This window comes from Nostoc sp. CENA543, assembly GCF_002896875.1.
Classification (GTDB): Bacteria; Cyanobacteriota; Cyanobacteriia; order Cyanobacteriales; family Nostocaceae; genus Trichormus.
In genome coordinates, this window is record NZ_CP023278.1 from 6101668 (window position 1) to 6128201 (window position 26534).

The following is a 26534-nucleotide window of genomic DNA, read 5'->3' on the forward strand; positions in this document are numbered from 1 at the left end:
AGCAATAGTAGTTCAGCAACTACTAGCACCTAAAGTTAGCAAGGCTGATTTTTGCGGTGCGGTTAAACCTGTGACTGCATAGATATTCATCTGTTCGTAAATCTGCTCGGCTTTAAATGTATTGAGACGCTGTTCTGTGTTTATATCCCAAATTGTCATCGCCGCGTAGCCGTCGCCAACCGCCAGCATATTACCTTCTGAGTTGAAGGTAGCGCACATTACCCAAGTTTCATGTCCTTTGAGGGTGGTAAGACAGTTACCACTAGCTACGTCCCAGAGTTTGATGGTGTTGTCACTGCTGGTACTGGCCAATATCTTACCATCAGGGCTAAAGGCGATCGCCCAGAGCATATCTTGATGTCCTTGTATTGTGTGGAGACATTCCCCTGTTTGGATATCCCAGAGTTTAATGGTTCTCTCCACAGCACTACCAGTGGCAAAGGTGCGACTATCAGGACTAAAGGCTACCCACCACACCCAATTATTGTGTCCGGTAATTGTGCGGTAACACTTTTCGGTGGCAATGTCCCAAATATTGACGCTGTTATCAAAGTTACCAAAAGCCAATTTGGTGCTGTCGGGACTAAATGCTACTGACATTCCTAAATGTACGGGGAAAGTGGTGAGCAGTTTCCCTGTGGCTGCGTCCCAGAGTTTACTGGCTTTGTCGTAGCTGGTGCTAGCTAAAAACTTCCCATCAGGACTGTAGGCGACTCCTGTCACCATGCCGATATGTGCGTCGAGGACGTGGGTACATTGACCTGTGGCTACATCCCACAACCTAATTGTGGTGTCAGCACTAGCACTGGCTAAGGTGCGACCATCGGGGGTAAAGTCTACAGCAAAGATTAAGTCTGTGTGTCCGTATAAAGTACGACATTCATTGTTTAAATGCCAGAGTCTCACAATCCGGTCTTCATTGCCACTAGCAACGATCGCCTCTGTCGGACTCCAAGCTATGGATTTTACCCAGTTATTTCTGCCTTTAAAGGTTCGCAAACACTCGCCAGTATTAACATCCCACAATCTAAAAGAAAAGTCATCTGCACCGCTTGCGAGGAGATGTCCTTGGGGATGAACGGCGATCGCATCCACGGAATTGGTATGTCCTTGCAAGGTTTTTAGGCATTGGAAGTTAGTAACATCCCAGAGGCGAATTGTACAATCTATACTACAACTAGCGAGTATTTGATCGTTAATGAAGGCGATCGCTAGTATGCCATTGGAATGTCCTGCTAACACACCCAAACACGCACCCCGATTTACATCCCAAAGTCTAATTTGGTTATCTAAGCTACCACTAGCTAATATTCCTGATAGACTAAAGGCGACTGATTTTATCCAATCTGTATGACCTGTGAGAGTATGTAAGCAAGCACCTGTAGTAATATCCCACAATTTAATTGTGTTATCTTCACTACCGCTAGCGAGGAGATTACCTTGAGCATTTAAATTCACTGACCAGACACGACCGCCATGTCCCTGGAGAATTTGGGTACATTTTCCCAAGTTAATATCCCATATTCTAATGTAAGAGTCCGTGCTGGCACTAAATAAAGTCTGACCATCGGGACTAAAAACCACACTGACCACCCCACCGTAATGACCAGGAAAGGTTTGACAACACTGACCTGTTTTGACATCCCACAGTTTAATAGTTTCATCTTGTCCCGCAGTGGCTAAGGTACTGCCATCGGGACTAAAAGTTACACACCAAGTCAAACCTATATGTGCTTGACATTCCAGTAATTGCTGACCACTAGCGACATCCCAGAGAATCAAATAACCGTTGAAATGGCCTGTAGCGACGGTTTGACCATCAGGACTAAAAGCTGTAGTCAAAACATTAGAAAAAGTTTTCGCAAAGACAGATTTAGATAAATCAGCGTGAGCAAAGTTGACTCGTTTTAAGGGTGTATCTTGAAGATAGGCTTGCCAAATTGTTAAACCAGAAAAATCATAACCAGTTAAATCAGTTTTCAATTGACAAAAAAGGTTGAGGAGATTACCGCTTATATATCCTGGTTCGAGAGGAGTGGCGGAATTTTTGATAGTTTGTAAAATCTGTTTTAGGTGAGTTTCTATAGCTGATTTAGTGCGTAGATTTTGCAGTAAATAGTCAAGAATGGGCTGTAAAATTAACTTGGTTTGGGCAATGCGGATGTAATCTTTAGTAGTGGCTTTAATTAAAGCGTGACTATTCAGAAATAGGGGGGTAAGGGTGTAGGGGTGTGGGGGTGTAGGGAAAATGTGATTGTCGGGAGGTGAGAAAATTTCTTGACATATTTGTTGAATAAATTGCTCAGTGACATATTCCATAACTACCGGTTGTAGTGTGAAATGCACTGGTGTATCGGGAAGGGATTTTTTTTCAATGAGATTGCGCCGACTTAATGATTCTAAGGCTTCTAAAAGTCGTATTGATGAAATAGGTAAAACTAAATCAGCACGTAAATCTGTTAATGTGACAGCTTCACGATTAATTGCTAACCAGAAAATCAGGTCAATTTCTAAACCTGAAAGACGACGAAATTGCTGTCCTAATAAATCGTAAATGCTGCCGAAGACTGTAGAACCTTGGGCGAAAAATTCAGCAATATTGCCAGCAAATAAATCTTGAATAGTCGTCGCGACAATTTTTAAAGCTAAAGGATTCCCAGCGTAATGTTGAATGAACTTTTGCCAATCACTATCCGCACCACAAAATAAACTTTTCGTCTTAATTAATTCTAAAGCAGCGATCGCACTCAATCCCGGCAGTTGCATCGACCGCACCGGCAGATTCTCCCCTTCTAATACGGCGATTTCTGGCGTTTTTTCGCGACTGGTGAGAATCACACAACTTTGATGGGATATTTCACCGATTTGCTGGAATAAATCACCATAATCTGCGTAACCTGTTTGATAACGCCCAGAATGGTCGCCACTAGCTAAGATAGATTCCACATTATCTAGGATGATTAAACAACGGTGCGATCGCAAATGTCCCATCAACTGAGAAATTAAATTCCCCACATTTTCTGATAAATGTACAGGTTTTCCACAGGCGAAAAATTGCAGTAAACTTCCCAGCACCTCACTTAATGGGGGACTATTGCGGAGACTACGCCACACCACAAACTCAAACTCCCCTTGAATTTGCTGCGCTAACTTCACAGCCAAAGAAGACTTACCAATTCCCCCCATACCTAATAATGCTACCAACCGACAGCGATCGTTGATCATCCAACCAGTTAATTTACTAACTTCCTCTATACGTCCGAAAAAGATAGAAACATCAACCGCCTCACCCCAGTCTGTGTAGAGTGCTGAGTCAGAAGCAATTGTACCTTGTCTCCTCTGCTCCCCTGCTCCAATTCCTCCTTCTCTACCCTGTCCCTTCGTCTCCTCCTCCCCGACACGGACATAATCTTGGGGTGTTAAATCTAACCCAAAAGCCCGAAAAAAGTATTCTAGAGTTTGTTTATCAACACCCTCTGCTCGTGCTAAAACCTTGGAAACTGTAAAAGGAGCTAATTGAGTACGATAGCTCAATACTTCGATGGTAAATTTGTCCCCATCGTTTTCTAATATCTCCGCTTGATGTCTAGCCTCCTGAAGTTTGTGATATCCAGAAAGACTCAGGACTATACCGCGCCTGCGTTTTTGCTTGTGCAATTCCATCGGATTACAAGACTAACGCTAAATCGAGATTAATTTTACTGGTTTTAAGCCAAGATAGCGAGGATTTTTTCTTAAGTTAGCACCTTAAAACCTATAAATTTACTGGTGCAGTTTTCCCAATTAACCGAAACTATACTCATCCAAGACCAGGATATCTGCAATTACAAAAAGCTTTACTACACCACCACAGTCTCTCAATCTTCCTTCGCGCCTTTGCGCCTCTGCGTGAGCCAATCACCACCTTATCCACAACATGAGGATCTATGATGAACAAAACCCTTAACCCCGTACAACCCCCCCAAGTAACACAAAACCTCTCCGAAAACTTTATTCTCACTACAATAGATGACTTATACAACTGGGCGAGAATGTCTAGTTTATACCCCATGATGTTTGGTACAGCTTGCTGTTTCATGGAATTCATGTCAGCCTACGCCTCACGCTTTGACTTAGAAAGATTTGGCATGATTCCCCGTGCGACTCCCAGACAAGCTGACCTATTGATTACCGCAGGTACAATTACTATGAAGTATGCACCCAATTTGGTGCGACTCTATGAACAAATGCCCGAACCCAAGTATGTTATTGCAATGGGTGCTTGTACCATCACCGGAGGAATGTTTAGTGTTGATTCTCCTTCGGCGGTGCGGGGTGTAGATAAGCTGATTCCTGTGGATGTGTATATACCTGGTTGTCCTCCCCGGCCGGAAGCTGTAATTGATGGGATTATTAAACTGCGGAAGAAAATTTCTAATGATAGTATCCAAGAAAGACAGCAAAACCAACAAACTCATCGTTATTACAGTATTACCCACAAAATGAACGTAGTTGAGCCAGTTTTAGATGGACAATATCTCAGAAATTCTCAGCGCGAAGTTCCACCACCAGAAATAACAGCAGCGACAGGTTTGCCTTTACCAACTGCATTAGCAACTCAAGCTGTTAAATAATGAATAGTTTAAATGGGAGATGGTAAACTTGAGATGTTCAAAACAATGCAAACAATTCAGGCTCTTTTAGCAGCTAAACAAGCAGGTAAATTTGGTGATTTTGCCATTCTCAAATCAGATTTATTCGGTGCTAAAGTCGCACCCCAAATAGCTGCTAAATTACAGCCTTTAGAGGGATATCATCCACCAATTGATTTAGAAAAATTAAGTCAATATCCTCTAGGCACATTCGGAAGAGAATATGCCGAATATATGCAAGCTAACCATCTCCAAGCAATTGCCGTGAGTCCAGAATTCGAGGATGTGGCAAAGCGAAATGTTTTTGCTCTACGTTATGCTGTCACCCACGATATTTTTCATGTTTTACTCGGTTTTGATACTACTTATGCCGGAGAAATTGGTGTATTAGCCTTTGCTGCCCAGCAAAATTATAGTAATTCTCTGAAAATTAGTTTACAGATAGCCAAATGGCTTTATCCTCTACTTGCTCCCCAGCAAAAACCAATGATTTTGGCTAACCTAAAAAAAGGTCAAGACTTGGGAAAATCAATAGATTGCTTGTTAAGTTATCGCTTTGAAGAATACTGGCAAGAACCTATTGATAAATTGCGAAAAAAGTTAGGATTATAGACAATTATTACTGTGATTGTTGAAAATTAAATCTGAAACCTAAACTAAGGAAAATTAATAATGACAACAACTTTAGAAAAACCTACTAATCAAATCCCCTCTCAATTTAGAGTTAAAACCTTTGTACCTAAATGGCTACAAACTCTAAGGGTGATTAATAACCCCATGTATTACCTCAATAGCCGACGACAAAAATATGGGGATATGTTTATCTCAGAATTTAGTGGTTTTCCCAGCCTGTTAATTATTAGTAATCCCCAAGCCATTCAAGAACTGTTCACGGCTGATGCAAGTTTGTTTGATTCCGGTGCAGGTAATTCTATATTGCAACCGTTGATAGGGGCGAACTCGTTAGTTTTATTAGATGGCGATCGCCACTTAAAACAGCGTAAATTATTAATGCCACCTTTCCACGGTGAACGGATGCGGAATTATGCTCAAGTTATCTGTGATATTACTGAGCAAGTTACTAGTAAATGGTCAATCAATCAGCCATTTGTCGCGCGTCGGAGTATGCAGGATATTTCGCTGCAAGTAATTTTAAGGACAGTATTTGGGCTACAAGAAGGTGAACGCTATCAACAAATCAAACAAATTTTAGTGGAACTGTTGGATACTTTTAACTATCCTTTGAGTGCCGTTTTCTTATTTTTTAAAGCGTTGCAAAAAGATTTGGGTGCGTGGAGTCCTTGGGGAAAATTTATCCGCCGTCGTCAATTACTCGATGAATTAATTTATCAGGAAATTCATGAGCGTCGCACTCAAGTTGCAACTCAAGGAAATGATATTTTGAGTTTATTACTCACGGCACGGGATGAAAACGGTGAACCCATGACCGATATTGAGCTGCGAGATGAATTAATGACTATGCTATTTGCTGGTCATGAAACAACTGCGATCGCTCTATCATGGGCATTATATTGGATTCATTATGTGCCGGAAGTGCGAGAAAAATTACTCCAAGAACTCAACACTATTGATGTAGCCAATACAGACCCCACAGTTATTGCTCAATTACCTTATTTAAATGCTGTTTGCTCAGAAACCTTAAGAATTTATCCTGTAGCTTTCTTTAGTTTCTCTCGGATTCTCAAAACCCCGATGAAATTTATGGGTTATGATTTACCCAAAGGTATGAGCATTTCACCCTGTATTTATTTAACACACCATCGCCCAGATATTTATCCTGAGCCAGAAAAATTCAAACCAGAAAGATTTTTAGAACGGCAATTTTCCCCCTATGAATTCATGCCCTTCGGTGGTGGTAATCGTCGCTGTTTAGGTATGGCTTTTGCTCTATTTGAGATGAAGTTAGTGTTAGCAAATATTCTCTCCAATTACTCTTTAGAACTGCTAGATAAAGCCCCCCTAAAACCCGTCCGTCGTGGTTTAGTTTTCACACCAAATGGTGGCGTGAATTTGATGGTGAAGGAGAAAAAATAGGGGAATGGGGCATCGGGCATTGGGCATCGGGCATTGGGCATCGGGCATCGGGCATCGGAGTAAAATCTACCTTGTCTACCTTGTCTCACAATTCCCCATTTCCCATGCCCCATTCCCCATTCCCCATTCCCTATAGAATCTGCAATGATATCTTCAGATAAATAGGGAGAGATGCAAAATGTCTGTCACCAATTCACCACCCCAACTTCAGCGAGAGTTAGGGGTTTTCGGTGCGACACTCATGGGACTGGGTTCGATTGTTGGTACGGGTGTATTTGTCAGTATTGGCATTGCGGCGGGTATTGCAGGGCCATCTGTGATTTTAGCCGTAGCTATTGGGGCTATTGTCGCTACTTGTAACGGACTCAATAGCGCGCAATTAGCAGCTAATCATCCCGTTAGTGGCGGTAGTTATGAATATGGTTATAAATATCTCACTCCGGCTTTTGGTTTCACTGCTGGCTGGATGTTTCTAGTCGCTAAGACAGCTTCGGCGGCGACGGCGGCTTTAGGGTTTGCTGGTTACTTACTCAATCTTTTGGGTGTGAGTTCGGGTTGGACAATTCCTATAGCTGTATTGGCTGTGTTAATTATGACTGTGGTGGTTTTGAGTGGGATTAAACGCTCTAATCTTGTCAATATCCTCATAGTCACGGCAACTTTGCTATCTTTGTTTGTCTTTATTGTGATTTGCTTACCTCGTGCTGCAACTCAAGGCGTTAATAACTTAACACCATTTTTCAGTAGTTCTTGGGGAGATATCCTGCACGCTAGTGCTTTGATGTTTGTAGCGTATACAGGTTACGGACGTATCGCAACTATGGGGGAAGAAGCCCGTTCTCCGAGGGAAACCATTCCCAAGGCGATGATTGTTTGTTTGCTGCTGACGATGTTGTTATATATAACAGTGGCGACGGTGGGAATTGGGGCTGTAGGTGTAGAAACTTTAGCTAATGCAGTAGGACAAAGTAAAGCTGCACCGTTGGAAGTGGTAGCTAGGAGTGTCGGCGGTACGGGTGCAGCGATAGTGTTAGCTGTTGGTGCGATCGCTGCTATGTTGGGTGTATTGTTAAATTTAATTTTGGGTTTATCTCGCGTCCTCTTGGCAATGGGTAGGCGTGGGGATGCTCCCAGATTTTTAGCACGCCTCAACCAACGACAAACCGCACCCCATATAGCTGTCATAGTTGTAGGGATAGCGATCGCACTTTTAGTATTATTAGGCAATGTCAAAACCACATGGTCGTTTAGTGCCTTTAGTGTTTTGATTTACTACGCCATCACCAACTTTGCCGCTTTACAACTCTCCACTGCCGAACGTTTGTATCCAATGTGGATAGGTTGGGTAGGTTTATTATCTTGTTTATTCCTAGCTTTTTGGGTAGAGTCTAGCATCTGGAAAGTCGGTCTAGGATTGATTTTAGCAGGGTTAGTTTGGCATCAAATTAGGCGATCGCTGCATAAGTAAAATTAAATTTGTCATTGTTGTCAAAAAATCCTGTTCCTACGCTATTATATTTGAGGGGCGTAATGGTAACTTCTTCCCCATTCCCCATGCCCCATTCCCCATACCCGAAAAACTCCATCCTCCCCTGGATGGAGTTTTTTAATGCAGTGAAATTTCTCCAGGCGGGTCAAAAGAGGAATTGGAGCAGGGGGCAGGGAGCAAGGGGTTAGACTGGAAAGGATCTTTTACTCTGCCCTAGTAATAACGCCTGCCCCCTTCCCCTCTGCCTCTTCAGTGAGTGCTAATTTTTGAAGCAAAATAGAAATACAGCCTGTGATTTCGCCAACTTAAATCAACTTAACGTCTGTGCGTAACTTGCAAGAAACTCACCTTAACCGCGCGCGTGCTAGTCTCAGACAAGCACTGTCTTGGTATGGATATCTTCGGAAACCAGGAAATTCCTCATTTCACCCAGAATTAGCAGCTTTAGTTAAACCAGAATTAGAAACTTTAACCTCTACACTCAACAAACTAGATTCTCATGTCATTAGAATAGCCGTTTTTGGTTTAGTGAGTCGTGGTAAATCGGCGGTATTAAATGCTTTGTTGGGCAGCAAAATTTTACAAACTGGCCCCCTTAATGGTGTCACACAATGGCCGCGTTCAGTGCGTTGGCAACCAGGGGACAAAGTCATAGTTGAATTAATTGATACCCCAGGACTAGATGAAATTCAGGGGGAGTCACGCGCCCAAATGGCTAAAGATGTGGTGCGTCAGGCTGATTTAATTTTGTTTGTGGTATCAGGGGATATTACCCGCACTGAATATCAAGCACTTTTAGAATTACGCCAAGCACAAAAACCCCTGATTTTAGTGTTTAATAAAATCGATTTATACCCAGACACAGACCGAGCCGCAATATATCAAAATTTACAACAATTAGGTGCAGCCAGTCCCCACACCCAGCCTTTATTACCTGATGAAATTGTCATGGTGGCGGCTGAACCTGCGCCAATGGAAGTCCGAGTAGAATGGCCTGATGGTACGGTGAGTTATGAATGGGAAACACCACCGCCACAGGTAGACGAACTCAAACAGACTATTTTAAATATTCTCAACCGTGAAGGCCGATCGCTGTTAGCTTTAAATGCCCTCATTCAAGCACGGGATGCAGAAGCAGCGATCGCCGAAAAAACCCTTGACATCCGCGAACAAGAGGCGGAAGATATCATCTGGCAATTTACTAAATATAAAGCCTTAGCCGTCGGGTTAAATCCTGTAGCTATATTAGATATTCTCGGCGGAACGGTGGCTGATTTAGCCTTAATTCGCGCCTTAGCGAGATTGTACGGCTTACCCATGACTAGCTACGAAGCGGGGAAAATTTTCAAAACAATTTTATTAAGTTCTGGCGGTTTATTACTAGGAGAATTAGGAAGCGGTTTTCTCTTAGGATTAGGCAAAAGTACAGCCGCCTTAGCTAGTGGCGATAACCCCATTAATATTACCGCCTTTGCTGGCAGCGCGATCGCTCAAGCCGGAATCGCCGGTTATGGTGCATATTCTGTAGGGAAAGCCGCCCAAGTCTATCTCGAAAAAGGCTGCACCTGGGGACAATTGGGTGCTGACACCGTAATTCAAGAAATTCTTTCCCAGGTTGATAAAAATACGATTCTGTATCGTCTACAACAAGAATTAAACATGAAATCTTGAGAATAAATGAAAAATATCGACTAAATTGTTGCAGTTATTGATATTTTGTCAATTAACATCAAATTTCTCTGAGAATTGTACACAAATCCGAATTTGAGTGCAACATAAAAGAAATAGCAATTATTAACTCATGTACTCTACATGAATTCCCAATTAGAGGTGTTGAAAACGCGGACGGTGTTCACTACTACAACTTTTGGGAAGCCTATCTAGACTAGGAGTACAAGTTCCTCATCACATCTTGATCTCAGTAGAAAGAGGCGATAAAGATCATGACAGCAACTTTTAACGTAGGCTCAAATTCTGTTAACTCTAACACCAGCTTAGAGAAAGCTATTTTAACAGCGATCGCCGAAGCCCGCCTCACCTGTGAGCAGAACGGCGAAAACTCCCCTAACTGCGCTGTAGCCTGGGACATCGTAGAAGAATTACAAGCCGAAAAATCCCACCAAGAACAAGCCCAAAAATACAGAACTTCTCTAGATGACTACTGTGAAATGCACCCAGATGCTTTAGAGTGTCTGATTTACGATGTCTAGAGTGCTGAGTGAGGAGTGCTGTTAGCGGTAGCGCGGCGTTTAGCCGGTGCTGAGTAATCAATTCTTTAATTTTGAATTTTGAATTTTGAATTTTGAATTGATTTGTCCCCATGCCCTTCACAACAAATCAACAGCCGCCAATTGCGTCATTTGTTGAATCGCACTTAAATCCGGTGGTGGTGTTTCCTCACTTTCTGTTCCCAACCACAAGAGATATTCAATATTTCCCGCCGGGCCTGTAATTGGCGACCAAGTTAAACCTTTGTATCGCCAACCCATTTCACTCGCGACTTGCAACACCTGAAAAATCGCATCAGCTTGGTCTTGGGGGTCGCGTACTACGCCTTTTTTACCCACACGAGATTTTCCCACCTCAAACTGAGGCTTGACTAATAAAACAGCTTCGCGTGGGGGTTGAGTTAGTCGCCAAACAGCAGGCAAAATCTTGGTTAAGGAAATAAACGAAACATCCACCACCGCTAAATCAGGAATCGGGTCATCTTCGCTATATAAATCCCCAGGTTGTAGTTGTCGTAAATTGGTACGTTCCCGCAACACCACCTGGGGATTATTGCGTAAACCCCAATCAGTTTGTCCGTAACCGACATCAATTCCGTAAACTAATTTTGCCCCGGCTTGGAGTAAACAGTCAGTAAAGCCGCCTGTAGAAATTCCCCCATCCAAGCACACCCGATTAGCTACGGAAATAGCGAATAATTCTAAAGCTTTAGCGAGTTTATCACCACCACGGGAAACGAAACGCGATCGCTCCTTAACTTTAATTTGAGCAGCAACATCAACCTCTGTTCCAGGTTTATCAATTACCTGTTCATTGACCATCACTTCCCCCGCCTGAATTAATCTCTGTGCTAAAGCGCGGGAATTACATAAATTTAACTCTACTAATAATGTATCTAGTCGCTGCTTCACCAATTAACTTAATTCTCCTGTTGTTGAAAAATAAATTTTTTGAAATTTTTGTATAGCCGTAATGCTCCGCCCCACCGTAGGCGATCGCTTCTTTGGTATGTTAATAGTCGTGATCAGCTAGTCATAGAGGTGAACTAATGCCAGAAATTAGCCGCTTTTTTGGAATTATTATCACTATGTATTATAACGATCATCCACCGCCACATTTTCACGTCCGCTATAATCAACAAAAAGCAATTATTGATATCGAAACTTTATCGATACTAGAGGGTAAACTCTCCTCCAGAGTATTAGCACTGGTAGTTGAATGGGCAAATTTACATAAAACAGAATTGATGAATAATTGGGAAAAAGCTAGAGTCAATGATCCTGTAGAGAAAATCGAACCATTGGAGTAAGTCATGCTCAAAGATATTATTGCAGTTGAACCGAGAGAAGGTTATCAACTATACATTAGATTTGAAGACAACCAACAAGGCATTATTGATATTAGTAAGTTAATTTCTTTTACAGGGGTTTTCGCACCGCTACAAAATATTGACTATTTCAAACAGGTAAAAATCAACCCGGAATGGGGAACTATTTGTTGGGAAAATGGCGCAGATTTTGACCCTGATGTACTTTATGCTGAAATTACTGGAGAAGCAATCAGTAATTATCAAATTGCCAAAACTTAGTCAAAATTTGCGATCGCTCCTTAATTCTAATTTGAGCAGCAGCATCAACTTCACATCCAGGCTTATCAATTACCTGGTCATTTACCATCACTTCCCCAGCCTGAATTAGCCTCTGTGCTAAAGCGCGGGAATTACATAAATTTAACTCTACTAATAATGTATCTAGTCGCTGCTTCACCAATTAACTTAATTCTCCCATGATTGAAGGTAAATGCTCAATATTGTATTTTACGAATATTTATAGATGAAAGTAAAAACTAATATTCATTGCTTGTAGAAACTACAATGGAATTAGCTAATAGGGAAACTGACACGGGAAATAAACAAGAATGCTTAAAACTGTTGAGGGAATTTATAAAAATGGACAAATTGAACTGACTGAAACACCACAAGGTATTACTGAAAGTAAAGTCCTCGTGACTTTTTTAGAAACAAAACCGAATATTTGGACGGAAAATATCATACAACATCAAGGCATAGCAGAAAGCATCGTTTTTGAGTCCTACCGAGATTAACTGCTCCCAACTTATGAAATAGGTTTTAACTAGTTTCCAAGAATAGCCAATTTACAAATTCAAAATTGGCGTTTTGCATCAAGAATATCTAAATATTTGCACTCAATTATTCCTAATTTTTCATCAGAATTAAAAAATAAATCTCCAGGGTATGGAGTGTGGGAAATATTAGTCTAGCTTTTGCAACTGCGCTACCCTGGGGTCAATAATCTTCTTTCCTAGACTGTCAAATTTCACGGCGACAGAAACTTTATTCCCTTCACCAAAGATATGAGTTATTTCACCTATGCCGAAGGTTTTATGTAATACTCTATCTCCTACTTGCCAATTTGTTGTCGTTGCTTGCTTACCGTTAGTTTGAGCAGTTTTTGTGTAAGTTTGTCGGCTTTGATGGGGGTGTGCTAATAGTTCTGTGGGTAACTCATCGAGAAATTGCGATCGCAATGCGGGTTCGCGTGAACCATATAAGCGGCGTTCTCGCGCAAAGGATAAATGTAACCTTTCTTGGGCGCGGGTAATTCCTACGTAACATAAACGCCGTTCTTCTTCTAAGGCGGCTGGGTCATTCATGGAGCGATAATTGGGAAATAATCCCTGTTCTAACCCCACTAAAAAGACTACAGGAAATTCCAACCCTTTAGAGGCGTGTAAAGTCATCAAGGAAACTGCGGTTTGTCCCTCTTTTAAGTTATCTAAATCGGAACTGAGAGCGGTACTTTGTAAAAATGCTGTTAAAGAAACGTCTTCATTTTCTTCTTGAAATTGCAGCACAGCGTTATAAAGTTCTTGGACGTTTTGGATTCTGTCTTCGGCTTCATCTGTACCTTGACTTTGCAAATCCTGCACGTAACCAGAATCGTCTAATACCCCCATCACCAACTCAGAAACGGGAACAGTGGCGATTTCATTTTGCCATTTGTTAATCATTTGGGCAAAGTTATTGACAGATTTGGCAGAACGTCCAGCTAAAGTATTAACTGAGGTTTCATCACTTAAAATTTCCCAAAGAGTTGTACCCAATTGTTGAGACGCATTCATTAAATTATCAATGGTCGCTTTGCCAATTCCCCGGCGGGGTGTATTAATAACTCGTAATAAACTGACTGTATCAGATGGGTTGGCGATCGCTCTTAAATAAGCTAAGACATCTTTAATTTCTTTGCGGTCATAAAATTTCATCCCACCCACTACTGTATAGGGAATTTGATTCCTGACTAATAATTCTTCAAAGGGGCGAGATTGGGCGTTAGTACGATATAAAATAGCAAAACTTCCCCAATTCAATTCGGGGTGTTGATTTTCTAAGTAGCGAATTTGTTTAATCACAAAATCAGCTTCTACTAGTTCGTCATCGGCTTTGTAGCAATAAATCTGTTCTCCCGCGCCGCGTGTCGGCTTCAGGACTTTATCAATCCGTTGGGTGTTATTTTCAATTAGTTCATTAGCCGCCTGTAAAATATTTTCACAAGAGCGATAGTTTTCTTCTAACTTCACCATTGTGCGTGTATCTTCATCAGGCAAACCATCACCAAAGTCTTGCTGAAATTCTAGCAAAATTGTAAAGTCTGCCATTCTAAAACTATAAATAGATTGGTCAGCATCACCCACAACAAAAACTGAGCGATTTCGCCAATCCCAATCATTTTTATTATTTTCCCCGTTAGTGACCAATAGACGAATCAATTCATATTGAGTGCGGTTAGTATCTTGATATTCATCAACCAAAATATGGCAAAATTTCCGATGCCAATAACCCAAGATTTGCTCGTTTTGTTGAAATAATCTCGTAGGAACAAGAATCAAATCATCAAAATCAAGAGCATTGTTTTCTGCTAGTTTGTCTTGGTAACGGTTGTAAACATCAGCAATCACCCGTCCCCGATAATTAGGCTGTTCTTTTTCAAATTCTTCTGGTGATAAGCCTTGGTTTTTGGCATTACTAATAGCGTAGCGGACAGAACGGGGTTCAAATTTCTTATCGTCTAAATTTAATTGTTTAGTGACAATTTCCTTAATCAAACTCTGGACATCAGACTCATCAAAAATCGAAAAATTCCTATCCCACTTTCTCCCCTTTTCATCTTGATATTTATCAACATCAAAACGGAGAATCCGCGAAAATAGACTGTGGAAAGTACCACACCACAAGTCTTTAATTATACTTTTATAAACACGCGATCGCAGTTTCGTTTGTTCGTATTCTGGCAATAAATCTAACCGTTGACCATGTTCTGTGATAGCCAACTGTTCAGCAAATAGCCGTTGAATCCGGTCTTTCATTTCCCTGGCGGCTTTATTCGTAAAAGTCACCGCCAAAATATTTTCCGGTGCAACCCGATGTTTCAGAATTAAGTTAGCAATCCGGTAAGTCAAAGCGCGTGTTTTACCAGAACCCGCACCAGCCACCACTAACAAAGGGCCGCAATAATGTTCCACGGCTTGGCGTTGACTGGGGTTTAAGTGGCTAAGAAAATCGATGTTAGTAGTCATGGTGTGAGTTTGGGCATTGGCTATGGGGCATGGGGCATAGGAAATATAATCTATCTTGTTTGCCTTGTCTATCTTGTTTACCTTGTCTCCCGATTCCCAATTCCCTATTCCCTATTCCCCATTCCCCAGTTTACTCCTGTACCGTCAACGGCAGATGCACAGTAAAAGTAGAACCAACTCCTATTTGACTCTGCACTAAAATTTCCCCACCCATCATCTGACAAAAGTGGCGACTGATAGCTAAACCCAGTCCTGTCCCACCGTACTTTTTCGTGGTTGAGGTATCACCTTGGATAAAAGGCTGGAATAGCTGTTGCTGTTGTGTGGGAGACATCCCAATTCCTGTATCACTGACTGTGAAGGTAATCATTCCCAGGGGTGCTTCTAAGGAAGCATTTTGCAAATCATTTTTTACTATCAGCTTAATTTTGCCGTTGGTGGTAAATTTCGCCGCGTTACTTAAGAGATTGAACAAGACTTGCCTCATTCTGGTTTGATCTGCGTACATTGTACCTAAGTGTGGATCACAATATACTTCCAAAACATTGCCATTTTTTTCAATGGCAGGTTTGACGGTGAGGACTACGTTATTAATTAACGTCATAATCTCAAATGTCTCTGGGTAGAGAGTCATTTTCTCGGCTTCAATTTTCGATAAGTCGAGGATGTCGTTAATTAGTTCTAGTAAGTGTCTCCCTGCTGAGTTAATGGTTTCTAAGTCGGTGATAAATTCTGGTGATAAGTTAATGTCAGTCGCATCATCTTGGAGGAGTTGACTTAAGCCAATAACTGCGTTTAAGGGTGTACGTAATTCATGGCTGACGTTGGCTAAAAATCTACTTTTGGCTTTGCTAGCGGCTTCTGCTTGTTCTTTTGCTAGTTCTAATTCCTTGGTGCGTTCTGATACTCTCTCAATCAACCGATTTAAAGATTTTGCTAATAAGCCAATTTCATCTTCCGTGGTAACTGGTGCGCGTAAGTCAAAATTATGTTTGCGTGCGACTTGTTCGGCGACTTGGGTGACAATAATTACTGGTTCTGCGATCGCGCGACTGGTGCGCCAAGCTATAATGGCCGCGATCGCTACTGACACCAGCATACTCACCATCACAATTATTCGCTCTACGCCTTTAGCCTGTTCTACACCATTTTGTTGTATTTGTTCTTGCTCTTCAGCTGTGCGTAAAATATTACTTAATTTTTCTGCTAGTTGGTCTAACTGTACTGCTGTTTGACCGCGCATAATTTGTAACAGCCTATCTCTTGTTACAGATCCTTGCTGTTGATTACTGTCTTTTAATACAGCCTCTATTTGATCAACATAAGATTTTAAGTAATAGGCATAATCTTGCAATAAAGCCTGTAAATTAGCACTAGTTGCAGCTAACTTTTTAGTCGGCTTACTATTAATAAACTTGTCAATTCTGCGCTCTAATTTCCTAGCTCTCTCTACATTTTGCAGGAATTCTGCCTTTTTGGCTGGGAGTCGTTGTCCATCTTCTAGAAACGCCACAATATGAGAGCTGTGCAGTTGTGCATTGACCACTGCCTCTTTATAATCACTCAATAATTGTCGTTGTTCTTGTGCTTGGGTGAATTCCCTAATTTCTTTCCCACGATAGTAATTAGCAATGACTAATCCTGTGAGTGAACCGAAAAAGCCAATACCAATGGCCACAAAATAACCATAGCCAATTTTTTGGTGTATGCGCCAAGAACTAGCTTTGAGTTTCCCCCGTGAGGGAAATTCTATCGTTGGAAGTTCATCGTTGTTGGATGTCTCTTCTATTGACACTTGTTCGCTTTCTAAACTGCTTTCCACAGGGATTGGCTGTTGAGTTTGCATCCCTCAAATCTCCCTCCTCCCCCAACAATTATTAAATAAGTTTTACTTGTAAAATTACTGCCATGTTGATCAACACTTTACATTATTTTCTCTGATAACAAGTGCAACAAATTGCTTCTAGATAATTGGCATGACTTCCTGAAATTCAATTAGTTTTGATACGAATTTTTACACGAATATTAACTTGTGTATAATATCGTGCTTAATTGGTTGACAGTAGACTAACACAATTGCTTCTAGGAGCAGGTTATTCTCCTCTATGGTTTTCAGCCAAATTTTCATGGCGGTATGATGATACCTTACTCTAACCCATTTTTTCTATCTCCGAGCTAAGGTCTTGGTAGTTCTCCTCGGTAACTTAGTGTCACCCAATTAGCATTTTAAAGACTGATTCTTCAAAATGCACCGCCATCCAACTGGGCTATTTTACTTTACGGGGACTTTGAACACATTCAGCACAGGAAAACTTAATATCAAACGCAAGTAGGGAACTTTTCACTAAACTGTTTCGGTTCTAAAGTGCAAGACTAGCAAGACAATAGGAACAAGAACAAAACTTTTTTTTGGGATACAGCAAATATTATCATCAATATCGGCAATTTTTCTACCAATGAGCGTAATTTAGGCTTTTAATCAGTTATCTTGGAACACATATGAGTAGCAGAAAACCCTCTACTGAGCATGAAACTCAGCAGAGGGTAGATTAATGATTGTTTAAATCTTTTGTAGAGTAGGATGCTTCTCTACTTTAAAGCTTGAGCGATCGCAGCTGACATAGCCTGACTAGCTGCTTGCTTCAAAAATTCAGCTTTATCGGTACGTTCCCAAGGCAAATCTAAATCATTGCGTCCAAAGTGACCGTAAGCTGCAACGTCCTGATAAAAACGTCCGCCTCTTTCACTTGGGAGGTTACGTAAGTTGAAAGCATGAATAATTCCCGCCGGACGTAGTTCAAAATTTTGTTTGACTAGTTCCAGTAAGGTTTCATCATCGACTGTACCAGTACCGAAGGTATCCAAGAAAATGCTGACAGGTCGCGCTACACCAATGGCATAACTTAACTGTACTTCACATTTTTCTGCCAACCCAGCCGCCACAATATTCTTAGCTACATAACGAGCTGCATAAGCGGCAGAACGGTCTACTTTTGTGGGGTCTTTACCAGAGAAAGCACCACCGCCATGTCGGGAATAACCACCGTAGGTATCTACAATAATTTTGCGTCCCGTCAAACCGGAGTCACCTTGAGGCCCACCAATGACGAATTTACCGGTGGGGTTGACTAAAAATCGTGTGTCTTGGTCTGGTTTAATCTCCAAATCGCCAAACACAGGTTCAACTACAGCAGTCCACAGGTCTTGCTTAATTTTGGCTTGCACTGCGGCCTCATCGGTAATATCACCAATGGTAGCTGTGTGTTGAGTGGAAATCAGAATAGTATCAATCCCGACAGGACGACCATCTTCATAAATAACAGTCACCTGAGTTTTACCATCAGGACGTAAGTAGGACAAATCTCCCGTTTTACGCACTGCGGCGAGTCGGCGCGCAATGCGGTGCGCTAAACTCACAGGTAAGGGCATCAATTCTGGGGTTTCGTTGCAAGCAAAACCAAACATAATCCCTTGATCACCAGCACCAATAGAATCAAATAGTTCATCACTATCTTGCTGGCGGGTTTCTTGGGCTGTGTTTACACCTTGAGCAATATCTGGTGATTGTTCATCTAAAGCCACAATCACACTAGTGCTGTTAGCAGAAAAGCCATTGTCAGCATTAATGTAGCCAATTTCCGCAATTTTTTTGCGGGCAATATTGACATAATTGACATTGGCTTTGGTGGTGATTTCACCAGTGATTAACACCAAGCCAGTATTGACCACTACCTCTGCGGCAACTCGGCTAGAGGGGTCTTGTGCGAGTAAGGTGTCTAAAATCGTGTCAGAAATCTGATCACAGATTTTATCAGGATGACCTTCGGTAACTGACTCGGAAGTAAATAAATAACGTCGAGACAATAGAGTATTCCCCCTGTAATAGTATTTTCACTGACTAAAGTCTCAATACTTAGTGCAGCTACTAATTACTGAAATCATAACAATATTGACACATCCATTAGTTACTTTCCGTGAACTAGTCGTAAAGAGCTTAAATCCATCCAACATCCAAAGTTCAAAATTAAATACCCAATTTCCCCTGCCCAAATGATGATAATTGCTCAATTTGTTAGCAAAGTTACATTTTTGTGGAGCGGATTACAGTAATTTGTATTTACTATGTAAAATTGCCCGTATATCTACAAAAAAAGGGGTTACTCGTGAGTAACCCCTAGATTTTTGACACAAACACTGCTGTTTTAAACTTGAACTGCTATCTGAGCTTCTTTTGATGTTAAACGTTCGTAAGTAGCACGCATTTTCAGACCTGTTAACACTTGGAATAAACCAGTACCATTGTTAGAACCAGGATACTCACGGTGTTGTAACAACAGATGGGTCATCTCACCTTGGTACTTGGTGGATGTTTTGCTGAGGTGATTTTCGATGTAGATGACTTCTTCTAAGTTATCAAATTGTCCATCTACTTCTAACACAGAGACGTAACGACCATAGTAAACGTCAGAACCATAGTATAGTTGCATACCTGGGTAAGAGCAGGTCAATTTGCGTCCGCAGGGAGTCCACTGAATGCTTGAACCTTCATCAAACAGATAAACTGGTTCAAATCCTTCTTTGCCTTCCCGTTGTAGCATCCGTACCCGTAAAACTTTACGCTCTGTATCGTTTTTAATTAAGTTGGTAGGTAATACTTGCAGGACTACATCGGCGAATTCTCTTTGGGGTTCGATGTATTTTTGGAAATCGGGTTTACGGGAGTTGATAGCGGCTAAGACATCTTCATAGCGATGGCCTCTTTCTGCCATATCGCGTTGGATTTTCCAGGCAATTTTTACTTCATCGCTGATGTCGAAGTAAACGCTAAAATCGAGCAGCGATCGCACCCGTTCATCATACAGGGGGTGTAGACCCTCAACCACAACAATATGGTTTGGTTCTACGATCTCTGGGGGATCGATCATGCCGGTTTCGTGGTTATAAATCGGCTTATTAATCGATTGACCTTCTTTCAGAGCCTTAATTTGCTCATACATCAGGTCAAAGTTATTGGCTCTAGGGTCAAGTGCAGTGATCCCGGTTTCTTTACGTTGTTTGCGATCTAAGCAGTGATAGTCATCTAAACAGATGACTGTCATAAACTCTTCGCCAAACAAATCGATCAACCGACGCAAAAACGTAGATTTACCGCACCCAGAGTCTCCGGCTACTCCAATCAGTACCACGCGTTCCGGCTTACTTGTCATAAATCTCCTCTAAAAACTAAATGTGTCAATCAATATTTTTTTCACAGCAGAATGTGAAGCCAGGAGTCTACCCGTTTGGTTTATCCTGCGTTCTTGCTACTTAAGCCACCTGTGACACTCTCCTGAAACAAATTCCAGAGATTCTTGCTTCTCATCCTCTTAACTAGACTAAATCAAAGCAGAATTTAGTCCTCATCAGACCGAATCCACAAGCGTTTTAGTTTTACTTCCACTGGCTGTCAAACAGCAGAAGGTGCTGAAGTTTATTTACTTTTTCGTCTCATTTTAGAACTACTGAGCAGATATGATGACAGCTACTTTATGTAAGGCTGTCGGTCATCTGAGTATCTGAATGTTGACGAAGGGTAAGTATTTAATCCTAGTGTTACAGGTGATTTTAACAGAATGATGTAACCCATACAAGATTTACTCTCAACAACTAGGAACTGGGGACTGGGAATTGGGGATCAGGAGAAGAGAGCAGGAAAAGAAAAATATCATGCCCCATTTTCGATGCCCAATTACAAAGCAGCATAGAAGAAAAGATTAAATTGACTCATTATTAACATTATGCCCAAGACTTATCCTCTAACCTTAGAAGTTAAGCGGGTGTGTATATTACTTCCACTACTGAAGCCCCTATATCCTTAGTGAGTGTATCAATGCTGGGCATTATTTACTTAGTGCCACTTTCTCAAAACGCTAGTTTTAGGAACACCAGATCCGATAAACTAAAGCTAGCTTGTGATGGGAAAAGTTTTTTTGATAAACGGTTAAGTAAGTATCGGAGTGGTAGAAAGAATGTTCAATCAAGGTGCTTTTGAAGGTGCTGCCAATGGAGAATCAGGTAGCCGCATCTTCGTTTACGAAGTGGTGGGTCTGCGTCAGAGTGAAGAAACTGATCAAACGAACTATCCTATTCGTAAAAGTGGCAGTGTGTTCATTAGAGTGCCTTACAACCGCATGAATCAAGAAATGCAGCGTATCACTCGCTTAGGCGGTAAGATTGTGAGCATTCAATCCGTGAGCGGGCTACAGCAACTCAATGGTAAAGCCACACCTGTAACAGCAAAAAGTGAACCAGCTGAAGAACAGCAGAAGAATAAGGACAACAAAGGCAACACCATGACTCAAGCGAAAGCCAAAAAAGCCCACGCTGACGTTCCCGTAAACACCTACCGCCCCAATGCACCATTTATTGGTAAGTGTATTTCTAACGAAACGTTAGTGAAGGAAGGCGGGATTGGTATTGTTCAGCACCTAAAATTTGACCTTTCCGAAGGTAATTTAAAGTACATCGAAGGTCAAAGTATTGGGATTATTCCCCCTGGTCTAGACAAAAATGGTAAGCCAGAAAAGCTGAGACTGTACTCTATTGCCTCTACTCGTCACGGTGATGATGTTGATGATAAGACAGTTTCACTGTGCGTGCGTCAATTAGAATACAAGCATCCAGAAACTGGTGAAACAGTCTACGGTGTTTGCTCTACATACCTCACTCAGTTAAAACCTGGGGATGATGTGAAAATCACCGGGCCAGTGGGTAAAGAAATGCTGTTACCCGATGACCCAGAAGCTAACGTCATTATGATGGCTACTGGTACAGGTATCGCCCCCATGCGTGCTTACCTGTGGCGGCAGTTTAAGGATGCAGAAAGAGCTGCTAACCCAGATTACCAATTTAAAGGATTTTCTTGGTTGATTTTTGGCGTTCCCACAACTCCTAACATTCTATATAAAGAAGAATTGGAAGAAATGCAGCAGAAGTATCCCGATAACTTCCGCTTGACCTACGCCATCAGCCGGGAACAAAAAAATCCCCAAGGCGGTAGAATGTACATTCAAGACCGCGTAGCAGAATACGCTGATGAACTGTGGCAATTGATCAAAAACGAAAAAACCCACACCTACATCTGCGGTTTGCGCGGTATGGAAGACGGGATTGATGCTGCTTTAACTGCTGCTGCTGCTAAAGAAGGTATAACCTGGAGTGACTATCAAAAGGAACTCAAGAAAGCAGGCCGTTGGCACGTTGAAACATACTAAGTTAGTAATTAGTCAATAGTTATGAGTCGATAGTCCACAGCATAAGACTGAGACGACTGACAAAAACAACTAACAAACGATAATCTGTAGGGTGGGTGAATAACTCACCCTACAATTGTTATTGGTAAAATTGGGTGGAAGTTTGTGGGTGTAAAGCTGGGAATTTTAGGATTAGGTACAGTCGGAACAGGAACGGTAAAGTTGCTGCAAGACGCAGCTGGTCGTCATCCGTTATTGCAAGAAATTGAAATTTATCGTGTGGGCGTACGATCGCTCGATAAACCCCGTAATGTACAATTACCTGCACAGGTCATTACTACAGATTTAGCAGCAATTGTCAATGACCCCGCAGTAGATATTGTAGTCGAGGTGATGGGAGGATTAGAGCCAGCGCGATCGCTCATCCTCCAAGCGTTGAAAAACGGTAAACACGTTGTTACCGCCAATAAAGCTGCCATTTCTCGCTTTGGGGCAGAAATTTTCACCACTGCCAATCAAGCAGGCTTATACGTCATGTTAGAGGCGGCGGTGGGGGGTGGGATTCCAGTCATTCAACCCTTAAAACAAGCTTTAAGTGTGAACCGCATTCATACCGTCACTGGTATAGTCAACGGTACTACCAACTACATCCTGACGCGGATGCAAACAGAAGGTAGCGACTTTGCTGATGTGTTAGCGGATGCTCAACGCTTAGGTTACGCGGAAGCTGACCCTACGGCAGATGTTGATGGTTTAGACGCTGGAGATAAAATTGCCATCTTGGCATCTTTAGCTTTTGACGGTCGGATTCATTTACAAGACGTTCACTGTGAAGGCATTCGCCAAGTTAGTAAAACTGATATAGCCTATGCCGAAAAATTGGGATTTGTGATTAAATTACTAGCGATCGCTACTAATAAAGTCAGCGATGCTGCCCAATTATCTATCAGAGTTCATCCCACCCTCGTACCCAAGGCGCATCCCTTAGCCAGCATTAACGGTGTTTATAATGCCATTCTGGTAGAAGGAGAACCCATCGGTCAGGTGATGTTCTTTGGCCCTGGTGCGGGTGAAGGTGCTACTGCTAGTGCGGTGACTTCCGACATTTTGAGTCTAGTAGCTGCTGTAAAAAGTAATACCGCCGCACCCAATCCTCTATTAACTTGTAGACATGAGGATTATTGCCAAATTGCCCCCATATCAGACCTCGTAACTCGATTTTATGCCCGATTCCTCACCCAAGACCAATCGGGAGTCATCGGTAAATTGGGAACTTGCTTTGGCAATCATGGCGTGAGTATAGAGTCTATTGTGCAGACTGGTTTTCAAGGAGACTTAGCAGAGATCGTAGTTGTCACCCATGACGTAAAAGAAGGCGATTTCCGCCAAGCCGTCGCAGAAATCCAGAGTTTAGCCGCAATTGATAGCGTTCCCAGCATTTTGCGGGTGTTGTAATTGGGAATTGGGCAAGCAGGAAGTGTGGGAGGGGTGGGAGGTGTGGGAGGAGAGGGAAGAAATCTTTCCCCCTCTCTCCCCACACTTCCCCATCTTCCCAGTCCCCAGTCCCCAGTCCCTAATCCTCAATCCCTAATTGAGTATGACAAAACCTCCCACTGATCAAGACTCATCTCCATCGACGGCTTTAGGCTTCGATGAATTTATCGGGATTTTCGTAGCTTTCCTCACCATCGGAGGAATTTTGCTTTGGTCGTTTTCTCGTCAAGAATCTGGCTGGAATTTAAATGGCCTATTATCTTTAAACACCACTGCGCCTAGTGCTACAACTAATCCCCCTACACCGTCTCTAACTCCACAGTTACCAGCAGATACCGATGCGCGCTTACCTAATGTGTCTGCACCTCCAGAGACAGATATAGTTGAACCTCCAGTGATTCCTTCACCTAGTTTTCAGGAAACACCAACTCCCCAACCGCCAGCAAAGTTACCACCAGCTGCTTTATCTTTGTCGGTAGAGTTGAATTCTGCTGAAAAATCCCCATCTTTACCCTTAGTCACGCCATCTGCACAAAAATCTACGATTCCGCCACCAATAGCTTTTAATGATGTACCTCCTAAATTTTGGGCTGGTGATTTTATTGATGCGCTGTCTGCGCGTAAAATTATTCAAGGTTTTCCAGACTATACTTTTAGACCAAATTTATCGGTCAGTCGTGCGGAATTTGCGGCTATATTACAAAAAGCTTTTGACCAAGAAACTACAGCAGCTACCATCCCTTTTCGGGATGTATCGGCAGAATTTTGGGCTAAACCAGCAATTAATCACGCTATTAGCACCAAATTTTTAAAGGGTTATCCTAATCAGACTTTTCAACCACAACAAAACATTTCGCGATCGCAAGTTTTAGTCGCCTTAGCCAGTGGCTTAAATCTCCAACCACCAGCTAATCCCACTCAGGTTTTAAGCATTTATCAAGATGTTCAGGATATCCCAAAATATGCTGTTGATAAGGTGGCAGCTGCTACTGTTAACGGTTTAGTGGTTAATTATCCTCAAGCCAAAGTTTTAGCCCCTAATCAAGCTGCTACCCGTGCCGAAGTCGCAGCAATGATTCACCAAGCGTTAGTATTAACAGGAAAGTTAGAGAAAATCCACAATTCCAAAGTCCAAAATCAGGAAAGCCCTAATCCATAGCTTGAATTAGTTATGATACCTTGACGTTAACAGTTAACAATACTTAGATTTTTTGAGCAATTATGTAAACATGATTTTCCGGATATTGGTCGTATTCAAGATGACGACACGTACAACTATGGTCGGTCAGAATCTTGAGAAAACTATCTACTCCTAAAGTGCTGTAATCAAAGTCTCGTCCTTGAAATGACCCAGAAATTTCACCGTGTGTATGTCCACCACCACAGGTAAACAAAAGCACTCCTTCAGGTTCGAGCGCATCACATAATTTTTTCATCACAGGCTCTTGCATATTTAGCGGCAGATGAAAAGTGCTATCCCAAGCAGAAATTAAGCTGTAGAGTTTAGGAGGTATCCAACAGCAGATGTCTTCGGTGTAAAATGTAATTTCTGGATGCAGCTGCTTGGCTAAATGGATCATTTCTGGAGAAATATCCAGTCCTTCAGCTTGAAACCCATGCTGAGAGATGATTCGGATAAAACGTCCACTGCTTCCACACCCTACATCAACAGCTGAGTGTCTTTTAGAAGTAAACTTTATAGCTCGTTCTAATTGTGCAATTCCGTATAGTGAATCGTGATGCTGAGTCTGCCACCATTGAGCGATTCGATCATATCGCGCGGCTGTATCATTTGGATTCATAAAATCTTGATTTTCTAACTATTTTTCAAAATAAAATGGTCAAGCTTTGTGGCTTGACCATATAAATAATTATTGTCTATACCCTGTGGTAGCTGTCAGTAGGTGATATGTCATCGAGTCAGATATTAGTTGTCTGAACCATCTTGACCAACTACTTGGGACTTCAGAGTTGTGATTTCATTGTTTAACTCTTGTCTGGTTGAAGCTTTGAGTAAGTAGCGGTAAACAAACCAAGCAGAATAACCAATGCCAATCAATTCAAAAGTTGGTGCTACTAAAGGAATATCATTCAACGCGTCTAATACCGCCAAAAGTACCCTGACGGTCACTAGTGAACCTACAATTAAGCCTACAATGACTAAAGGCTGTTTATATTGATTAAAGAAATTGCCCACATAATCAGGCAGAGTTGCTAAAAATTGAGAAACTTGTTCTACGTATTTTCCCCATTCCTCTTGAGACTGTACAGGGGGCTGGAGTTTGGTAATAGTTCCTGTTTGGTTGTTGATATCTGGCATTGTTGCCTCTTTAGGTTGGGTTTGGGCGAATTCTGGTTCTTGCATTTTCAATTCCATAAATTTGACAGTTGAGGTTCTCTAATCCTGACAATTACAACCAAAAGGCTGTTGATTAGGCAATGCACTCTTGCATCCCACTGAGTTGGGAAATAGGGTTTAGCGTCCTATCACCATAGTCGTCCCATAACATCTACTGCATCAACTACAAGGTAGACAGTCAGTAGGTGGATAGAAGTCAGAAGGCTACAGGATGTCATAAAATCAGCGGCTTTCTGAGTTCTGTTGTCATGAATCAACTGGAATCCTCCGGTTGTCATTATCCCAGGCTGTGTCAATTGCTCGTCATCGTACTTGGAATAAAGTACAGATCATGCAAAAATCACTCCACCTCTCATTTATATAAGCACAAACGCTGATTTTATCTGAATATTAAAGCTATCTTAAGCCGCGTTCGTCAATCAAAGTATTGATCTCAGATAGCAATACTTCAT

At 41.8% G+C, this 26534-nt stretch carries 20 protein-coding genes and 1 pseudogene; 12 read left to right on the plus strand and 9 right to left on the minus strand.

The features are described from left to right. Window positions 1-12: 12 nt before the first annotated feature. Entirely contained in the window at window positions 13-3663 is a 3651-nt protein-coding gene (locus CLI64_RS25610; RefSeq protein WP_103139861.1) for an NB-ARC domain-containing protein, read from the minus strand. Window positions 3664-3926: 263 nt separating this feature from the next. On the opposite strand from CLI64_RS25610, the gene nuoB reads away from it, so the two are divergent. The 6 genes from nuoB (at window position 3927) to CLI64_RS25645 (ending at window position 10385) form a co-directional block, all read left to right on the plus strand. Beyond that, window positions 3927-4613, plus strand: a complete 687-nt coding sequence (nuoB, locus tag CLI64_RS25615; protein WP_103139862.1) for an NADH-quinone oxidoreductase subunit NuoB — start codon at window positions 3927-3929, stop codon at window positions 4611-4613. Between the two features lie 45 nt (window positions 4614-4658). Then, entirely contained in the window at window positions 4659-5243 is a 585-nt protein-coding gene (locus CLI64_RS25620; RefSeq protein ID WP_308418372.1) for a Coq4 family protein, read from the plus strand. Window positions 5244-5303: 60 nt separating this feature from the next. Next, window positions 5304-6686 (plus strand): cytochrome P450, encoded by a 1383-nt coding sequence (locus CLI64_RS25625; protein WP_103139863.1) that lies wholly within the window; start codon window positions 5304-5306, stop codon window positions 6684-6686. A gap of 178 nt (window positions 6687-6864) precedes the next feature. Continuing rightward, entirely contained in the window at window positions 6865-8154 is a 1290-nt protein-coding gene (locus tag CLI64_RS25635) for an APC family permease (protein WP_103139865.1), read from the plus strand. A gap of 345 nt (window positions 8155-8499) precedes the next feature. Continuing rightward, window positions 8500-9846, plus strand: a complete 1347-nt coding sequence (locus CLI64_RS25640) for a GTP-binding protein (protein WP_103139866.1) — start codon at window positions 8500-8502, stop codon at window positions 9844-9846. A 272-nt stretch (window positions 9847-10118) separates the two neighbouring features. Then, window positions 10119-10385: a Calvin cycle protein CP12 gene (locus CLI64_RS25645; protein ID WP_103139867.1), complete on the plus strand. Its 267-nt coding sequence runs from the start codon at window positions 10119-10121 to the stop codon at window positions 10383-10385. A 117-nt stretch (window positions 10386-10502) separates the two neighbouring features. On the opposite strand, the gene CLI64_RS25650 is transcribed toward CLI64_RS25645, so the two are convergent. Further along, on the minus strand, window positions 10503-11318 hold the full coding sequence (locus CLI64_RS25650) for a TlyA family RNA methyltransferase (RefSeq protein WP_103139868.1): 816 nt from the start codon (window positions 11316-11318) through the stop codon (window positions 10503-10505). Window positions 11319-11452: 134 nt separating this feature from the next. Here CLI64_RS25650 and CLI64_RS25655 point away from each other — a divergent pair, with 134 nt between their 5' ends. Both CLI64_RS25655 and CLI64_RS25660 read left to right on the plus strand, forming a co-directional pair. Continuing rightward, window positions 11453-11713, plus strand: coding sequence for a DUF4160 domain-containing protein (locus CLI64_RS25655; protein ID WP_103139869.1), 261 nt, complete (start codon window positions 11453-11455; stop codon window positions 11711-11713). A gap of 3 nt (window positions 11714-11716) precedes the next feature. After that, the gene (locus tag CLI64_RS25660; protein WP_103139870.1) at window positions 11717-11992 is read left to right on the plus strand and encodes a DUF2442 domain-containing protein; all 276 of its coding nucleotides are present in this window, start codon (window positions 11717-11719) and stop codon (window positions 11990-11992) included. Here CLI64_RS25660 and CLI64_RS25665 read toward each other — a convergent pair. After that, a pseudogene (locus tag CLI64_RS25665) lies at window positions 11988-12173 on the minus strand (S4 domain-containing protein); the annotation flags it as partial. The gene CLI64_RS25660 and the pseudogene CLI64_RS25665 overlap by 5 nt on opposite strands. Before the next feature lie 148 nt (window positions 12174-12321). Between CLI64_RS25665 and CLI64_RS25670 the strand changes: the two are divergent. After that, complete coding sequence (locus CLI64_RS25670; RefSeq protein ID WP_103139871.1) at window positions 12322-12507, plus strand: hypothetical protein; 186 nt, start codon at window positions 12322-12324, stop codon at window positions 12505-12507. A gap of 168 nt (window positions 12508-12675) precedes the next feature. On the opposite strand, the gene pcrA is transcribed toward CLI64_RS25670, so the two are convergent. From pcrA to CLI64_RS25690, 4 genes are all read right to left on the minus strand, one after another. After that, a complete protein-coding gene (pcrA, locus tag CLI64_RS25675) occupies window positions 12676-14997 on the minus strand; it encodes a DNA helicase PcrA (protein ID WP_103139872.1) in 2322 nt (773 codons plus the stop codon). Between the two features lie 130 nt (window positions 14998-15127). After that, a complete protein-coding gene (locus CLI64_RS25680) occupies window positions 15128-16843 on the minus strand; it encodes an ATP-binding protein (protein WP_103139873.1) in 1716 nt (571 codons plus the stop codon). Window positions 16844-17586: 743 nt separating this feature from the next. Beyond that, window positions 17587-18861: a methionine adenosyltransferase gene (metK, locus tag CLI64_RS25685; RefSeq protein ID WP_103139874.1), complete on the minus strand. Its 1275-nt coding sequence runs from the start codon at window positions 18859-18861 to the stop codon at window positions 17587-17589. 338 nt (window positions 18862-19199) lie between these two features. After that, window positions 19200-20204, minus strand: a complete 1005-nt coding sequence (locus CLI64_RS25690) for a phosphoribulokinase (RefSeq protein WP_103139875.1) — start codon at window positions 20202-20204, stop codon at window positions 19200-19202. An 801-nt stretch (window positions 20205-21005) separates the two neighbouring features. On the opposite strand from CLI64_RS25690, the gene petH reads away from it, so the two are divergent. The 3 genes from petH to CLI64_RS25705 all read left to right on the plus strand — a co-directional run bounded on the left by petH (window position 21006) and on the right by CLI64_RS25705 (window position 24882). Then, window positions 21006-22250, plus strand: coding sequence for a ferredoxin--NADP reductase (gene petH / locus CLI64_RS25695; protein ID WP_103139876.1), 1245 nt, complete (start codon window positions 21006-21008; stop codon window positions 22248-22250). Window positions 22251-22394: 144 nt separating this feature from the next. Next, window positions 22395-23684 (plus strand): homoserine dehydrogenase, encoded by a 1290-nt coding sequence (locus tag CLI64_RS25700; RefSeq protein WP_103139877.1) that lies wholly within the window; start codon window positions 22395-22397, stop codon window positions 23682-23684. A 142-nt stretch (window positions 23685-23826) separates the two neighbouring features. Continuing rightward, window positions 23827-24882 carry an S-layer homology domain-containing protein gene (locus CLI64_RS25705; RefSeq protein WP_103139878.1) on the plus strand — a complete coding sequence of 352 codons (1056 nt, stop codon included), beginning with the start codon at window positions 23827-23829 and terminating at the stop codon, window positions 24880-24882. Between the two features lie 43 nt (window positions 24883-24925). On the opposite strand, the gene CLI64_RS25710 is transcribed toward CLI64_RS25705, so the two are convergent. Both CLI64_RS25710 and CLI64_RS25715 read right to left on the minus strand, forming a co-directional pair. Next, window positions 24926-25525, minus strand: a complete 600-nt coding sequence (locus tag CLI64_RS25710) for a trans-aconitate 2-methyltransferase (RefSeq protein WP_103139879.1) — start codon at window positions 25523-25525, stop codon at window positions 24926-24928. A gap of 125 nt (window positions 25526-25650) precedes the next feature. Further along, window positions 25651-26088 carry a CAAD domain-containing protein gene (locus tag CLI64_RS25715; RefSeq protein WP_103140879.1) on the minus strand — a complete coding sequence of 146 codons (438 nt, stop codon included), beginning with the start codon at window positions 26086-26088 and terminating at the stop codon, window positions 25651-25653. Between the last annotated feature and the right edge of the window lie 446 nt (window positions 26089-26534).

Coding starts and splice junctions, on each gene's coding strand:
- CLI64_RS25710 (WP_103139879.1), bottom strand. CDS start 25,525: ATGAATCCAAATGATACAGCCGCGCGATATGATCGAATCGCTCAATGG.
- nuoB (WP_103139862.1), top strand. CDS start 3,927: ATGATGAACAAAACCCTTAACCCCGTACAACCCCCCCAAGTAACACAA.
- CLI64_RS25705 (WP_103139878.1), top strand. CDS start 23,827: ATGACAAAACCTCCCACTGATCAAGACTCATCTCCATCGACGGCTTTA.
- CLI64_RS25655 (WP_103139869.1), top strand. CDS start 11,453: ATGCCAGAAATTAGCCGCTTTTTTGGAATTATTATCACTATGTATTAT.
- CLI64_RS25610 (WP_103139861.1), bottom strand. CDS start 3,663: ATGGAATTGCACAAGCAAAAACGCAGGCGCGGTATAGTCCTGAGTCTT.
- pcrA (WP_103139872.1), bottom strand. CDS start 14,997: ATGACTACTAACATCGATTTTCTTAGCCACTTAAACCCCAGTCAACGC.
- CLI64_RS25680 (WP_103139873.1), bottom strand. CDS start 16,843: ATGCAAACTCAACAGCCAATCCCTGTGGAAAGCAGTTTAGAAAGCGAA.
- CLI64_RS25645 (WP_103139867.1), top strand. CDS start 10,119: ATGACAGCAACTTTTAACGTAGGCTCAAATTCTGTTAACTCTAACACC.
- CLI64_RS25660 (WP_103139870.1), top strand. CDS start 11,717: ATGCTCAAAGATATTATTGCAGTTGAACCGAGAGAAGGTTATCAACTA.
- CLI64_RS25635 (WP_103139865.1), top strand. CDS start 6,865: ATGTCTGTCACCAATTCACCACCCCAACTTCAGCGAGAGTTAGGGGTT.
- CLI64_RS25625 (WP_103139863.1), top strand. CDS start 5,304: ATGACAACAACTTTAGAAAAACCTACTAATCAAATCCCCTCTCAATTT.
- CLI64_RS25690 (WP_103139875.1), bottom strand. CDS start 20,204: ATGACAAGTAAGCCGGAACGCGTGGTACTGATTGGAGTAGCCGGAGAC.
- CLI64_RS25670 (WP_103139871.1), top strand. CDS start 12,322: ATGCTTAAAACTGTTGAGGGAATTTATAAAAATGGACAAATTGAACTG.
- petH (WP_103139876.1), top strand. CDS start 21,006: ATGTTCAATCAAGGTGCTTTTGAAGGTGCTGCCAATGGAGAATCAGGT.
- CLI64_RS25715 (WP_103140879.1), bottom strand. CDS start 26,088: ATGCAAGAACCAGAATTCGCCCAAACCCAACCTAAAGAGGCAACAATG.
- CLI64_RS25620 (WP_308418372.1), top strand. CDS start 4,659: ATGCAAACAATTCAGGCTCTTTTAGCAGCTAAACAAGCAGGTAAATTT.